Below are 14873 nucleotides of genomic sequence, written 5' to 3'. Positions count from 1 at the left end.
TTTCTGACCACATTTTTAACCATCTTTGTATGGTTCTGATGCTCATACCAAATAACTCACTAACCTCAACTCGTTTTGCCCCCTTTAAGACTGCTGCGACTGCTTTTTGACGCAAATCGTAACTGTATGGTCTTGCCATCGCTTTTCTCTACAATATCTATCCTACCTATAATACGACAACCTTACCCCGCTTGACTATAACTCCCCGAATTACTCATATTTCAAACCTATTAGCCGCTGTGTTTCTTAAGAGTTGTTTTTAATATGCTCTGATGTATCTACTTCTAGTTAAAACCATAATTTTTATCGTTTTCCACAGGTAAACTATTTTCGAGAGACGTATTTAGGTGTTCAGCCATTGCCAGACTCCCAATTTGTGATGGCAAGAGAAGATTTTTTTGGCGTAGCTGCACCCAGAGATGATTACTCCCCTCCCAATGTTGGATTGGAGAGTAGGAATGTGTCGGGAATAAATTGAAGGTGATAACTTTTCTCAGCAGAGAATGCAGCTAAGGTTCTCGCCCGGAAGTTGTCAAAATCTGCAAAGCTATAGGCTTGTCTATTAATTAAATTCGGCTATTTATCCCTCCCATCACTCCACCGCTCTACAAACAGGGCAAGCTTTTATCAACCATATTTTCTTTTTTCTTTCTCCTCTTCAACCGTCATATTTGATGCGTAAGTACTCCTCAATTATTTTTTGTGCACTTTAACCGTCAACCTAAGAGAGCCACAAAAATAGACCATTACTCTCGTTTAGGATTGCTATAGTGGTTGCCATGGGAGGCTGGCAACTTTTTGGGGGAAAGGGAGCGCTAAGGTTGTGCGTCCGGCTACCGTTGTGGTCAAAATCGGCACATCCAGCCTCACTCAGGGTACTCCCGGCACGCTGGCGCTGGCGACCCTGGGCAGCTTGGTGGCAACCCTATCCCAGTTGCGACAGCAGGGACACCGGCTGGTGTTGGTCTCTTCGGGGGCGGTAGGGGTAGGCTGTCAACGGTTGGGGTTGCCAGAACGCCCGCAGCGGTTGGCGACGCGGCAGGCGGTGGCAGCGGTGGGGCAAGGGCGGTTGATGCGGTTGTACGATGACCTGTTTTCTGTGCTGGGCCAACCCATTGCCCAGGTGCTCTTGACCCGCGAGGACCTCAGCGAACGGCACCGCTATCGCAACATTCTCAACACGTTTCGCGAATTGCTGGATTTGGGCGTCATTCCCATCGTGAATGAAAACGACACGGTGGCGGTAGAAGAGTTGCGCTTTGGGGACAACGACACACTCTCGGCCCTGGTGGCGAGTTTGCTGGGCGCCGATTGGCTGATTTTGTTGACGGATGTGGACCGCCTCTACGCCAGCGACCCCCGCCACAACCCCGACGCCCAACCCATCGCCCTGGTCAATCGGGTGGCGGATTTGGCCGCTTTGGGGGTGCAGGTGGGCACGGCAGGTTCCCCCTGGGGCACCGGTGGCATGGTCACCAAAATTACGGCAGCCCGCATTGCTACCGCCGCCGGGGTACGCACGGTCATTACGGAGGGACGCCAGCCCCACAATCTGGTCAAAATTCTCGCCGGGGAACTGATTGGGACCCATTTTCTCCCCCAGACGCCGCCGATTCGCGCCCGCAAACACTGGCTGGTACATGGCTTGGTACCGGTGGGGCGCTTGGTCGTTGATGCGGGTGCGGCTGAGGCCCTCCGTCGGCAAGGAAAATCCCTGTTGGCTGCCGGGGTGCTGGCCGTGGAAGGGGAATTTCCCGCCCAGTCGCCTGTGCAAGTGGTGGATGAGATGGGTCGGGAAATCGCCCGCGGTTTGGTCAACTACAGCAGCGACGAACTCCGGCAAATCCAAGGTTGCCATTCGGAAGCCATCGCCGAACGCTTAGGCTACGGGGGGCCGGAAACCGTCATTCACCGGGATAATTTGGGCTTGGTTGAGGTCATGCCAGAACTGTCATAAATTATTTGTAAGTACTTTGTAATAAAATTTATTGCTGGCATTAGGTTGCATCAGTTCTATCCCCTAGGGAATAATAAGGGCATGGGCAGGGGAGGGATGGCTCTGTGAAAGCTCCGAATGTGGCAAATCTCTTTAGCGGTGTGATTTTGGCAGTGCTGTTGTTTTTGGCCCTGAATTCCTTTGTGATCATTAACCCCGGCGAGGCGGGGGTGTTGAGTATTTTGGGCAAGTCGCAGGATGGACCGCTTTTGGAGGGGTTGCATTTCAAGCCGCCTTTGATTTCCCAGGTGGATGTGTACGATGTGACGGTGCAAAAATTTGAGGTGCCCGCCGAAAGCGCCACCAAAGATTTGCAGAATTTGACCGGGCGGTTTGCCATTAACTTCCGCCTGGACCCGCAACGGGTGGTGGAAATCCGCCGCACCCAGGGGTCGCTGGCCAATATTGTGGCGAAAATTATTGCCCCCCAAACCCAGGAATCCTTCAAGGTGGCAGCGGCACGGCGCACGGCAGAAGAATCCATCACCCAGCGGGAATTGCTGAAAAATGATTTTGATAACTCGCTGCAAGGGCGTTTGGAAAAATACGGGATTATTGTTTTGGATACCAGTGTGGTGGATTTGAGTTTTTCCCAGGAATTTTCCCGCGCGGTAGAAGAAAAACAGATTGCCGAACAGCAGGCGCAACGGGCGGTGTACATCGCGCAAGCAGCAGAGCAAGAAGCGCAAGCGGAAATCAACCGGGCGCGGGGGAAAGCGGAAGCCCAGCGGTTATTGGCGGAAACCCTGCGCACGCAAGGGGGGGAACTGGTTTTGCAAAAAGAGGCCATTGAAGCCTGGAAATCGGGGGGCGCGCAAATGCCGCAAGTGTTGGTTCTCAGCGGCAACAACCCCCCAAGCGTGCCGTTTTTGTTCAATCTCAAGGATGTGGCGGGAAAAGGCAGTTCGTGACTTGACCGGCGCCAACCCCTGTGTTATGGTTAATGGCTTGTGAGTTCTGATTCACGATTGCGACCTTGGCCAACGTCATTGTCATTGGGGCCCAGTGGGGCGATGAGGGGAAAGGCAAAATCACCGACCTGCTGAGCGCCTCGGCAGACGTGGTGGTGCGCTACCAAGGGGGGGTAAATGCCGGGCATACGGTGGTGGTGGGGGGGCAGACGTTTCGGCTGCATCTAATTCCTTCGGGGATTCTCTACCCGGATACCCAGTGCATCATCGGCAGCGGCACGGTGATTGACCCGCAGGTGTTGCTTGAGGAAATGGAGCAACTGGAGCAGTTGGGGATTTCTACCCGCAACCTCTGGATTTCCCAGACGGCCCATGTGACCATGCCCTACCACCGGGTGATTGACCAGGCGGAGGAGGAATACCGGGGGCGGCATCGTCTGGGGACGACCGGGCGGGGGATTGGCCCTACCTATGCGGATAAATCGGACCGCACCGGGATTCGGGTTCAGGATTTGCTCGACCCGGAGGGCTTGCGGGAACAGCTCACCTGGACCATTGCCCAAAAAAATGTGGTGTTGGAGAAGCTCTACAACCGCCCGCCCCTGGATGCCGAAGAGATTATTGCGCAATATCTGGGTTATGCCGAGCGCCTGCGTCCCCATATTGTGGACAGTACGTTGGTGTTGTGGGAAGCGGTGCAAAAACGCCGCAATATCTTATTTGAAGGGGCCCAAGGGACGTTGCTGGATTTGGACCACGGCACCTACCCCTACGTCACGTCCTCGAATCCGGTGGCCGGGGGCGCCTGTGTGGGAGCAGGCATTGGGCCGACGATGATTGACCGGGTGATCGGGGTGGCCAAAGCCTACACGACGCGGGTGGGGGAAGGCCCCTTTCCCACGGAATTGCTGGGCGAGGAGGGGGAATACCTGTGTCGGCGGGGCGCAGAATTTGGCACGACCACGGGGCGCAAACGGCGCTGTGGCTGGTTTGATGCGGTGATTGGTCGCTATGCGGTGCGAATTAACGGCATGGACTGCCTGGCCATTACCAAATTGGATGTCCTGGATGAATTGCCGGAAATTAAAGTCTGTGTCGCTTACGAAATTGACGGCCAATTGACCCGCAATTTTCCCAACAGTAGCCGTCAGTTTGCCCGCTGTCGCCCGGTGTACGAAACCTTGCCCGGTTGGCAGACCCCCATCAGCCACTGCCGGTCGTTGGACGAACTGCCACCGGCGGCTTTGCAGTATTTGCAGTTCCTTGCCAGTGTGATGGAAGTGCCCATTGCCATCGTGTCTCTAGGGGCGGCCAGGGAGCAAACAATTATTGTGGAAGACCCGATTCATGGCCCCAAACGGGCGCTTTTACCTGTGACCTAGCCCTTTTGCCATTTCCACAGCCCCGCCGCGAGCCAATTGGTCAGCCCGTGCGCCACGACGGCTACCAAAACATTGCCGCTGGCCAGCACCGCCAACCCCAAAATCAACCCAATGCAGGTGGCCCACACCCCATAAGGCCACTGTTGCCAACTGCCCAAATGAAGAATGCCAAAACAGGCACTGCTCACCAGCAAACCCACCCAGGGGGGAGTCAAGGCCGCCAGCATCACGCCCCGAAACAGCAATTCCTCACTCAGGCCCGGTAATAACCCCAACCACAGCAAATCCGGCCACACCAGAGGGGTTAACACCAATTCCAGGTAATCATCACTGCATACGCGATAACGCGGCCATAGCCAATACACCAACCGACTCAGGGCCGTAATCCCCAACCCCAGGGCAATTCCCCGCCACACATCCACCCCCCGCCACACCAACGGAAACTGGGCCGTCGGGTCGAAAAACTGCCACAGCCGGGACACCAGCAGCAACCCTGCCGCCGTCAACCCCATCGCCACCAACACTTCCGTGCGGCTCAACTCCGGCCTTTTTGTCATGTTTATGGCTGCCCTCCCCGTCCACACCAACGCCAATCCACCCCTGCTTTGTGCGCCGCCATCACCCCTATCGCCTCCAGATAGGACGTGACCGTAACCGCCGGTATTCCCAGGGCCTGCGGGGGCACTCCCATCCGCGAGGTATTTTCCCCAACCGCAATGATCAGCTTGCCCTGGGTGGCCCAATGGAGCACCGCCGCCCCCCCACAGGCCGTTCCCGGCACCACCACCGCATCCACCTGCTCCGTCCAGACCCCCCCCTGTTCCCGCTGACAGACATACCCCGGTGCCCGACTCAAGCCCACCAACACCGACGGCAAAAACGTATAACCCAACTCCTCTGCCGCTGCCTGGGGCGCCACCGTCGGGTCAAGGGGCAAAGGCCGTAACGCCGGCGCATGGGCACAGGGCAACTGGAACGTCCGCACCACCAAATGGCTGATCACCGCCTCCGCCCCTGCCAACGGGTCCACCCCCTGCCCCTGGCGATAGCTCATGACCGCCTCCGCCTCCGCATCCGGGAACCGCGCCACCACCGCCACCGCCGTTGCCTGATACCGCTCTTTCAAAGTTGCCACCCCGCGCAGGAGACTGTCAGGACGGGCCAATGTCCCCCACGTCGCCCCCGAAGCCGCCGTTTGCAACCCCACCCCCAACGGCGCATCCGTCAGCACCTCCCCAACAATATTCAACCCCAACGTCGCCTGGGCCGCCTGGATCGCCTGCCGATGCCGCAGTTGCAAATCCGGTTCCATTCCCCCATCCAACACCACCCCAAGCCGCTGCTGATGCACCGGCTGCAACCCCCACTCCCCTGCCGCCCAGCGATCCAGGGCATAGCCCTCCACATACCACACCTGCGGCAAGGGCCAATACAGCATTGCCCCATTCAATACGTTTGGATGCGTCACAACTCGGTCTGCCACCTGTGCCATCGCCCGAATTACTGGCAGAGCATCCCCCGCATATCCTCCCACCTTGGCCCCAATACCCGTGGGAATAATCACCGCTGCCGTGTATGGACGCTGAAATGACATCAACTATACAAATGCACGCATTTTTGGTAAACCGCTTTCTTAATTTTACGCCATTCAGGTAACCCGGATTTTCCCTTGACCGATGGCAAATCATGTAATACTCTAAAGTTGGGGAGGGGGGGGAGGAGATGGCAAGAAAAAACTTTTTTACTCAGGTTGGTTCGCCGCGGGTTAGGGGGTAATTTCGATGATTCTGGTTCTGCCTTTAGTGTTATTGAGTTTAGCGGCAGCGGGGGGAGCGACCGGTTTAGCTTTTGGGGCCAAGGGAGCGATTGACCTAGCCAGTGCGCAACGCCAGATTGACGATGCCAAAAAACGTTATGAATATCAACGTTCTATTACCAACAATGCCGCCGTCTTAGCCAATCATCTGGCGCAGGAATACGGCCAATATCAAATGCAGGTCAAAACCGTGACCTTCCAGCGCTGGATGCAGCTCATGCAAAAAATTCGCCAAAACGTTGCAGTTCGAGAAATGCAGCAGTTGGTTGGCATCGAAGTTGCAATTCAGGAAATCAAACGGGATTTTGGCATCAGTTTGGATGCGGGAAACGTTCTGGCTGGGGGAGCAACTGCCGCCGGAGCTGCTTTTGCGGCCAGTCAGGGAACCATTGGCTTGGTGGGATTATTTGGCGTTGCCAGTACGGGGACGGCCATTAGCAGTTTGAGTGGTGCCGCCGCTTGGAATGCCACTTTAGCCGCTTTGGGGGGTGGTTCTTTGGCTGCTGGGGGTGGAGGCATGGCTTTAGGGGCTGCCGTTTTGGGAGGAATTACGGTAGCACCGGCCCTTTTGATTGGAGGATTTGTGCTCGCAGGGGAGGGGGAAAAAGCGCTGACCGAAGCTGAAAATTTTGTCGCTCAAGTTGACATAGAAATCAGCAAATTGCGAGCATTGGCCGCCTACTTTGATTTGGTCAAAGCCCGAATCAAGGAACTGGAGCATTTGCTACTGACATTGAATCTCAAAGCCGTAAAACTCATGAATGAAATTGAATCGCATTTGGCTCAGCACGGCTTCAACCTGCAAAAAGATGGTCATTTAATCCAATCCCTCCTACTGCTTGTTAAAGCCCTTGCTGAGATGCTTCGCACTCCCATTCTGGACCAAGAAGGGAATCTCAATCCCATGTCGGCTCAGCTCAAGATCAAGTACCAATCTCTGTAGGTCACTTATGAAAAAAAAATCCTCTAAGCAACATAAACCAACTCACGTCCATCACAGCACCAGCGCAATGTCTCAACGATGTGATTTCTGCCTACACTGAATATCTAAAAATTGCCGAGCAAGAGCAGACCAAACGGGAGCAAATTCGTACTTGGAAAGAGACTCATTTAGCCCAGATTCAAACCCTCCGTGCCGCTTTAATCACCTATTTAGAGCGAGCATTTGATGAACGCAAAGCCTATTTTCAGGAAGCATTTGCTCGCCTTGACCAAGCGATGGCCCAAGGGGATAACCAACAGGTGGCTTTGTTGTTGGACCATATGCTTAAAGTTGCTCAAGCGAGTCCTTTTAGAGATTTAGCCAATTTAGCTCACGTAAAGACAGCACTGGCCGACCCCGATTATGTTTGGGAGATTTGATATTTGATAGCAGCGTCGGATGATAGAGATATGAATTGGAAGAAGAATGCAGTGTCCTAAATCTCAACCTACCCATATCCACAAAAACGGATTCAATAAAATTCAATAAACAGGGGAACCAAAATCATATTCACAGTCATTTCCAACAAGTTTGCGACATTCGGCTTTACCTGTAAACCCTGTCCTGGTTACGGTGATGACCGGTGCCTCAGAGTGTGGCATTTTCTTGTGAAACGACGATAAATGAGAATTCAGCGTAGCATTAGGCGAGATGTCCGTTTTGGCACAAACCCGCAAATTTTTATTTGCTTATTGGGCAATGCCGTTTTTAGGGTTAATTAATTAATTTGAGGGTTGGGCGGGTTGCTCACTGGCGATGGGCTGGAGGGACACAACCAGGGTGATGTTGGTGACATCGGTGCTGGTCACGTCGAATGTGTAGGTGCCGGCAACCGTGGGTCGTGCGGTGCAATACAGGGTTTGGGTCGCCAACACCTGACCTTCAGGAGTACGACAGGTAAGGGTCGCCATGCCCACACTCCGCAGTTCCACAAACAATTCCTGATCGGGGGGGGCGGTGAACAAAAAGCGCTTGCCCTGGGTGGGGCTGATGCGGGCGGTGACTTCGGTCTGATTGGCACCCTCTGGCAGGCTAATGGGTGTGGGTTCCAGGGTGGGAGAGGCAGGAGCCACAGCACCCAACAATAGCCGTAAATCGTAACTCTGCTGGCGCGTCGTGGGGTTGCGGACCTGTATCTGGTACTTACCAGGGGCAATGGTGCCTTGCCAGGATGACGCAAGCGCGATGGTTTTGTTTTCAGGGGTGACCAGGGTAGCGGTGAGGCCATTGCCGCTGAAGGTAAGGGTGAGTTGCTGCGGGGCGGTCGTGGTAAAGGTGTACACCTGGGTTTGCGCCGGGGCGAGGGTGTGGTTCAGGTGACTTTCCACCCCCACTTGTAGGGGTAAAAACACTGGCGGCAGATCGACGACGATGGGGGTCGGAGTCGGTGGGGCCGGGGCAGGAGGGGTAGGGGATGCTACAGGCTGTTCCCAGGTGGGGGGCGGGGGTGAGCGGCGCACCAACCAACGCACCACCAGCCACGACAGCGTACCCGTGCCCAGGACAAACAACACGCTGACCAACGCCAGCACGACCGGACTGTCCCAGGGGCTGGGTTTGGGCACACTCAAGGGGGCGGGTTTGGCCGCATACACCGGCACAGGCGGAGTCACCGGGGGACGCGCCACAACCGTCGGCAGGCTGCTCACAGGCGGTAATTCCGGGCTGGTGGGACTGGCCGGTTCACCCAAAGCTTTGAGGACCTCCTTAGCCGCAGCGTAGCGGTCGCCGGGACGGGGGTTAAGCATTTTGTGCAATACGCTGGCAAACTGGGGACTCAGGGTGACGTACTGCGGCCAGCGCCAGGTCAACGTCTGGTCATCGTACAGTTCTTGCGGTTCTCGCCCTGTGAGCAATACCAACGCCGTTACTGCCAGGCTGTAGAGGTCGCTGGCTGGATAGACCCTTCCTGTTTGCAGTTGCTCTGAGGGGGCATAGCCCAGTTTGCCGACCGAGGTGGCTCCCGATGTGCGCGCAGGTTGCAACTGACTGGCAATATCTTTCACAACACCAAAATCAATCAGGACGGGCATCTGGTCTTTTTCCCGCAACATCAGGTTATCCGGGGAAATATCCCGGTGAATCACGCCGCAACTGTGGATGTAATCCAACACGGGCAGGACTTTCAAAAGCAGGTCATAGACTTCGCTTTCGCTAAAGGTTTGCTGGCGGCGTAGCCGTTCGGCCAGCAGGGTGCGATAGTTTTTCCCTTCTACGTAATCCTGCACCAAAAATAACCGCTGTTCCTCCTCAAATAGGGCGTGAAACTGGGGAATTTGCGGGTGACGCAGTTGGTATAAAACCGCCGCTTCCCGTTTGAATAATTCCTTGGCTTTTTCGATTTGGTGGGGTTCCCCCCGAGCAGGCATAAATTCCTTGAGGACGCAGTATTCCCCAAAGCGGTTTTGATCCTGGGCCAAATAGGTGCGCCCAAATCCCCCTTGCCCCAAGACCCGCACAATGCGGTAGCGATTTTGTAAAACCGTATGGGTGGTCAACGGGGGACGCATTTCCTCACAAAATGACAGGTTGATTGGGTTAGTTTTAGTTTAATCCCTAGGCGCCGGACTGTTGGCAGGACAGTGGGCGAGAATGGCTTGGGCAGCGCGGCGCGTCGCACCGGGGGCACCCAGCGCCTGGCGTAACGCCTGATACCGTTGGCGCATGGGGGCAGGGTTGTGGAGACATTCCAGAGCCAGTTGGGTCAACCGCCCCGGTTCCGCCTGCTCCTGCAAGAGTTCGGGGATGATTTCCCGCATCAGCACCAGATTCACCGGCGACATAAAGGGAATGTGAAAGCGCAACAGATGGCGTGCCAACCAAGCGGTAACCGGACTCACCCGGTAAATCACCACCTGGGGCACATCCAACAGGGCCGTTTCCAGATTCACCGTCCCCGATTTGGCCAAAGCGAGATCGGCAGCGGCAATCACCCGCCGGGCCGGTTCCTGCACCAGGCGCACCCGCAGGCGGTACCGGTCAATCGCCCGCGTCAACGGCTCCTGATACTGGGGCAGCGCCAGGGGCAACCAAAATTCCAAATCCGGCTGATGCTGCTGCAGGCGGCGCGCCGTTTCTGCCAACACCGGCCAAAGATAGCGCAATTCCTGGCGGCGCGAGGCAGGCAAGAGGGCAACCACTTTTTGCGTCGGGGCAATCCCCAAATGCTGCCGGGCCTGTTCCCGCGATTCGGCAGTCGCCAGGTCATCCACCAGCGGATGCCCCACCCATTCGACGCGGCGAACCCCCACTTTTTGGTAGTACTCAGCTTCCTGGGGAAATACGGCCAACACCTGGTCAATCAGGGCGACAATGCCCCGCGTATGCGCCGTCGGCCACACCCACTCCTGGGGGGCGATGTAATAAATCAAGGGACAGCCCCAGCGTTTGCAGATGCGCGCCAGCGGCAGATTAAACCCCACATAATCAATCAACACCACCACATCCGGGGGCTGGGCGGCCAAGATGCGGCGCATTCGGTGCAACAACCGCAGGGTCGGCCACACCAGGGGCAGATGCTCCAACAGGCCAATCGAACCCAGGTGGGTGGTCTTGGCCAACAATTTCGCCCCCGCCTGCGCCATCCGTTCCCCGCCAATGCCAAGAATTTCTACATCAGGCCGCAGGTGACGTAGGGCTTGGATCAACAAGGCCCCCTGCAAATCCCCGGAGACCTCCCCCGTACTAATCAGAATCCTCGTCACCCTGGTAGCTGCCTGGAATGGGACCGCGGCGACCGGGGCCTTGGGACTCCACCAAAAACTGGTGCAAATGCCGCAGGGTTTCGTACTGGTCGGTCAAGGGCTGGAGCTGTTCTAGCGCTTGGGACAGGGTCAACCCAGAACGATACAACAGGCGAAACGCCCGTTTAAGCGCCTGACCTTCCTCCCCCTGCGCCAGTCCCGCCCGCTGCAACCCCACCCGGTTGAGCAACCGCACCCGCGCCGGATTCCCTTCCACCAACATATAGGGCGGCACATCCCGGTCAATCCGACTCATCCCCCCCACCATCGCCAACCGACCAATCCGCACAAATTGATGCACGCCCAATACCCCCCCAATCGTCGCCCGTGACTCGATATGCACATGACCCGCCAGCGACACCCCATTGGCAATCACAATCGAATTTTCCAGCACACAATTGTGCGCCACATGGACGTAGGCCATCAGGAGATTGTGACTGCCCACCACCGTTTCTTCCCCCGCCCGCGTGGCCCGGTTGATGGTGACATATTCGCGAATCAGGTTGTAGTCCCCAATGCGCACCCGCGACAGGGAACCATCGTACTTCAAATCCTGGGGTTCCAACCCGATGGCCGCGCCCGGAAAAATCTGATTGCCCACCCCGATTTCCGTATCCCCATCAATGACCACGTGCGCCCCAATCACCGTCCCTGCGCCAATCTTGACCCGCTCGCCAATCACCGCATAAGGGCCGATCCGCACCGTGGGGTGAATCTGCGCTCCCGGATGAATGACCGCTGTGGCATGGGCTAGACTCACAGGCACCTCAGACATTCCCTCGTTAAAAAAATCATACCTGCGGATGCCCTGATTGTACTCGCCCCGCAGCCCATTCCCGCGGCCAAGGGGGTATTGCGCCCCGTTGCAACACCTGAATAATCTTCTGGTTTGCCTGGGGAAAAGGATAATGCGCCAACTCCGGCACCGTCACCCAGGCGTAAGCCTGACAGCCGCGCAATTGGGGCGTCCCCCCCTGATAAAAGGCATGATGCACCACCAACGTCACCCGCAAATGGGTATAGCGATGGTTCACCGTGAGCAAATGCTCCCCCACCTGCACCGCCAACCCCAACTCCTCGGCAATTTCCCGCCGAATACACTCCGGCACCGACTCCCCCGGCTCCACCTTCCCCCCCGGAAACTCCCACAAATTCGCCAGCAAACCGGTACTTGGCCGCTGGTCAATCAGCACCTGCCCCTGAGCATTCCAAATCACCCCCACCCCAATCGTGCGATGGGGAATCTCCTTGGCCGGTTCCCGCACCGGAATCGCGTGCTGTTGTTGGCTCTGGGCGCTCATACACCCATTCTGCCAGGGACAGCGGCCACATTGGGGGTCCTTCGGCAAACACACCGTCGCCCCCAGATCGAGCAGGGCCTGGTTAAACTCCCCCGGCCGGTGAGGGTCAAGCAGCATTTGGGAATAATGCCAAAGCCATTTTTGGTTTCGCCGGGGCGGCGCAGTCAGGGCCAATAACCGGCTCAACACCCGCTGCACATTCCCATCCAAAATGGGGGTAGGCAAATTAAACGCATGGCTCAAAATTCCCCCCGCCGTCGTGCGACCAATCCCCGGCAGCCGCATTAAAACCGACAATTGTTGGGGAATCTGCCCCCCATAGTCCCGCACAATCGTTTGACAGGTTTGGTGGAGATAAGTCGCCCGCCGGTAATAGCCCAAACCTTCCCACAGTTTGAATATCTCCTGCGGTGGCGCCTGCGCACAGGCATCCAACGTAGGCAATTGCCGTAACCATCGCTGGTAATAGGGCATCACCGTACTGACCTGGGTTTGTTGGAGCATAAATTCGGATACCAAAATGGCATAGGGGTCACGGGTGCGCCGCCAGGGTAAATCCCGCCCATGTACCCGATACCAGCGCAACAGTTGGGTGCGAAACCACGGCCAATCCATGCCCTTTTCTGACCCATTACGCGCAATTGCAGTCAAAAATAATCTTAGTAAATAGTAAAAATCATAGTAAAATGACCAGAAACAGCTTTATCTAACCCATAAGAACAGCGGTCTTGCGGTCATTGCTATCTCACCATCATCACTGTATTGAGAATAGGGGTCGCAGAAACACCACACTGTCTAAGGAAAAACCCACCTACAGCGAAGGTTGAATTAAGAACTTTCGTCGTTTCCTACTTTCAATCAGCAACGTCCTGGGCATGAATGATTTACGACTGTACCGGCAGACTCGGCGATTATTCCCCTCTGCCATTAGCAATGGGATAAATTTTTCTAAATTCAGTGATGATATTCTCCCTCCCCCCGCCGCCGGTGCTTAGTGCAGAAGTTCGCAAATTGCAGGGGAATTTACAGGGCGAGGAAATGCGTGATGCGTAACCACACACAACCTCACCCCGTTTCCCCTGCCATCACCGGGAATCTTTCATCTGGGAACGCCATTCCTGCAACTGTTGCGCAACCACCTCCCGTCCCCCCAGACCAAAAGCAATTGCCAGGGCCACCGCCACCGCCCCAAACAGCAGTCCAAAAGCCAGGTTGACAATATCCGCCGCAATCCCCATCTGCCGCAGCGCCATTGCCCCCACAAACGCCAACAATGCAATCCGCGTACCATGGGCCAACAGCCGCGCCTGGGGCGTACCGCCACCGGCAATCAAGCGAAACACCACATTGGCCGCGTACAACCCGACCGCCAGCACCAGCAACCCCACCAACACCTGCCCAAAAATCACCAACAGCCCCGTGACCACCGCCGTCAAAGTGGGGATGGCCAACACCTCCGTCGCCGCAATCGCCGCCAACTGGAGCACACCCCCCACCACGACCACACCCACCACTTCCGCAGGCGTCATTTGGGATGCGGTCAGCGCCGGTACCCCTAACCCCTGCACCACCTGGTTAAAGCCCACCTGAGTCAGGAATTGGGTCACCAATCTACCCACAAACCGCCCCGTCACATAGGCCGCCAGCATGATCACCACAGCGGTAAACACCCGCGGCAACGCCGTCAAAATCGTATTGAGCATCGCCACCGCCGGGTCCGAAACCGCCCGAATTTCCAAGGCCTCTAGCGCCGCCACCACCGTAGGGAGCAAAATCAGCACATAGACCACCGTACCCGCTACCGTGGACATCCGGGGTTGCCCCGCCTCCCCTGCCGGTAACCCCAAGGACTGCGCCAATCGATCTGCCCCTGCCCCGACCAGCAGATTGGTGGTAATCCCCCGCGCCAGCCGCGCCACCAGCCAACCCACCAGGCCAATCAACCCCGCCTTAAATATCCGGGGCAAGGCCGACAACAACTCATTCAGCAAATTCTGCACCGGCTGCAACGGCCCCTGCAACTGCAACGTATCCAAAATCAACGGCAGGAAAAACAGCAACACAAACCAGTACAAAATCGTCCCCAGGGTCTCGCCCATGGTCACCGGCACCGGTTCTCCCTCCGCCCGCGGTACTGTTGCCACCGCTTGATTCAACCGCAAGGAGGCCGCCAGCCGCACCACCACTAGCTTCGTCACCGTCGCCACCGCCCAGGCAATGACCGCCAACACCAAGCCCCCCAGCAACCGGGGCACATAGGCAAACACCTCATTCAAAAACTGGATCAACGGCTGGGAAATGCCGGTCAACTTGAGCACATCCAAAGCGCCCACCAACCCCAGCACCAGCACCACCCAAAAAACAATCTGTCCGACTAATTTACCCGCTTGAATTGGCGTCTCTGCCGTACCCGAAACCAACTCGGAAAGTTGCCGGTCAATTCCCGTTCGCTTCAAAACACTTTGGCCTATACTGGATAGCAAGATGGCGGCAATCCAAGCAAGAATAAAAATACTTAAAGCACCCATCAGATTTAATAAAAACGGTGCCAGACGCTCCCAATCTATGGCGATCCAGCTATCTATTGGGCTAGTTTGTGCCACAAGCGGTACAAGACAGGACATAACACCCCCTCACTTCAGCCAAATAATAGAGCATTCTAAAAAACCAAGTGCATTGTACCACCTCCCGGTTGCAGGCCTATACCTGACTTGTGTCGGTGAGGTGAGATTATTTTTTCTT

13 protein-coding genes are annotated in these 14873 nt (G+C 56.3%); 5 read left to right on the top strand and 8 right to left on the bottom strand.

The window, feature by feature from the left end; all coding sequences use genetic code 11:
• Positions 1-139, bottom strand: a 139-nt coding sequence (locus tag ACWISF_RS06760) for a helix-turn-helix domain-containing protein (protein WP_448380825.1), incomplete at its 3' end; no start/stop codon positions are given.
• A gap of 684 nt (positions 140-823) precedes the next feature.
• Between ACWISF_RS06760 and proB the strand changes: the two genes are divergently transcribed.
• The 3 genes from proB to ACWISF_RS06745 all read left to right on the top strand — a co-directional run bounded on the left by proB (position 824) and on the right by ACWISF_RS06745 (position 4289).
• Entirely contained in the window at positions 824-1957 is a 1134-nt protein-coding gene (gene proB, locus ACWISF_RS06755) for a glutamate 5-kinase (RefSeq protein ID WP_448380822.1), read from the top strand.
• Between the two features lie 104 nt (positions 1958-2061).
• On the top strand, positions 2062-2907 hold the full coding sequence (locus ACWISF_RS06750) for a prohibitin family protein (protein ID WP_448380821.1): 846 nt from the start codon (positions 2062-2064) through the stop codon (positions 2905-2907).
• Positions 2908-2972: 65 nt separating this feature from the next.
• Entirely contained in the window at positions 2973-4289 is a 1317-nt protein-coding gene (locus ACWISF_RS06745; RefSeq protein WP_448380820.1) for an adenylosuccinate synthase, read from the top strand.
• Here the strand turns inward: ACWISF_RS06745 and ACWISF_RS06740 are convergent.
• Together ACWISF_RS06740 and ACWISF_RS06735 are read right to left on the bottom strand one after the other, a co-directional pair.
• Positions 4286-4846 (bottom strand): CPBP family intramembrane glutamic endopeptidase, encoded by a 561-nt coding sequence (locus ACWISF_RS06740; protein ID WP_448380819.1) that lies wholly within the window; start codon positions 4844-4846, stop codon positions 4286-4288. The genes ACWISF_RS06745 and ACWISF_RS06740 overlap by 4 nt on opposite strands.
• Positions 4847-4848: 2 nt before the next feature.
• The gene (locus ACWISF_RS06735) at positions 4849-5883 is read right to left on the bottom strand and encodes a DUF3326 domain-containing protein (protein WP_448380818.1); all 1035 of its coding nucleotides are present in this window, start codon (positions 5881-5883) and stop codon (positions 4849-4851) included.
• Between the two features lie 187 nt (positions 5884-6070).
• Here ACWISF_RS06735 and ACWISF_RS06730 point away from each other — a divergent pair, with 187 nt between their 5' ends.
• Both ACWISF_RS06730 and ACWISF_RS06725 read left to right on the top strand, forming a co-directional pair.
• Positions 6071-7048 carry a hypothetical protein gene (locus tag ACWISF_RS06730; protein ID WP_448380817.1) on the top strand — a complete coding sequence of 326 codons (978 nt, stop codon included), beginning with the start codon at positions 6071-6073 and terminating at the stop codon, positions 7046-7048.
• 80 nt (positions 7049-7128) lie between these two features.
• On the top strand, positions 7129-7467 hold the full coding sequence (locus tag ACWISF_RS06725) for a hypothetical protein (protein WP_448380816.1): 339 nt from the start codon (positions 7129-7131) through the stop codon (positions 7465-7467).
• Between the two features lie 342 nt (positions 7468-7809).
• Here the strand turns inward: ACWISF_RS06725 and ACWISF_RS06720 are convergent, their stop codons facing one another.
• The 5 genes from ACWISF_RS06720 to ACWISF_RS06700 all read right to left on the bottom strand — a co-directional run bounded on the left by ACWISF_RS06720 (position 7810) and on the right by ACWISF_RS06700 (position 14755).
• Positions 7810-9597 carry a protein kinase domain-containing protein gene (locus ACWISF_RS06720; RefSeq protein ID WP_448380815.1) on the bottom strand — a complete coding sequence of 596 codons (1788 nt, stop codon included), beginning with the start codon at positions 9595-9597 and terminating at the stop codon, positions 7810-7812.
• A 39-nt stretch (positions 9598-9636) separates the two neighbouring features.
• Complete coding sequence (lpxB, locus tag ACWISF_RS06715) at positions 9637-10791, bottom strand: lipid-A-disaccharide synthase (protein ID WP_448380814.1); 1155 nt, start codon at positions 10789-10791, stop codon at positions 9637-9639.
• The gene (lpxA, locus tag ACWISF_RS06710; RefSeq protein ID WP_448380813.1) at positions 10772-11605 is read right to left on the bottom strand and encodes an acyl-ACP--UDP-N-acetylglucosamine O-acyltransferase; all 834 of its coding nucleotides are present in this window, start codon (positions 11603-11605) and stop codon (positions 10772-10774) included. Before lpxA ends, lpxB begins: the two co-directional genes overlap by 20 nt.
• A gap of 16 nt (positions 11606-11621) precedes the next feature.
• Complete coding sequence (mutY, locus tag ACWISF_RS06705) at positions 11622-12746, bottom strand: A/G-specific adenine glycosylase (RefSeq protein ID WP_448380812.1); 1125 nt, start codon at positions 12744-12746, stop codon at positions 11622-11624.
• A 470-nt stretch (positions 12747-13216) separates the two neighbouring features.
• Positions 13217-14755 carry a mechanosensitive ion channel gene (locus ACWISF_RS06700; RefSeq protein WP_448380811.1) on the bottom strand — a complete coding sequence of 513 codons (1539 nt, stop codon included), beginning with the start codon at positions 14753-14755 and terminating at the stop codon, positions 13217-13219.
• Positions 14756-14873: the final 118 nt, after the last annotated feature.

The organism is Gloeomargarita sp., from assembly GCF_053491055.1.
Note: the sequence above shows the minus strand (reverse complement) of the source record. Positions and strands in the feature narration are given on the sequence as shown.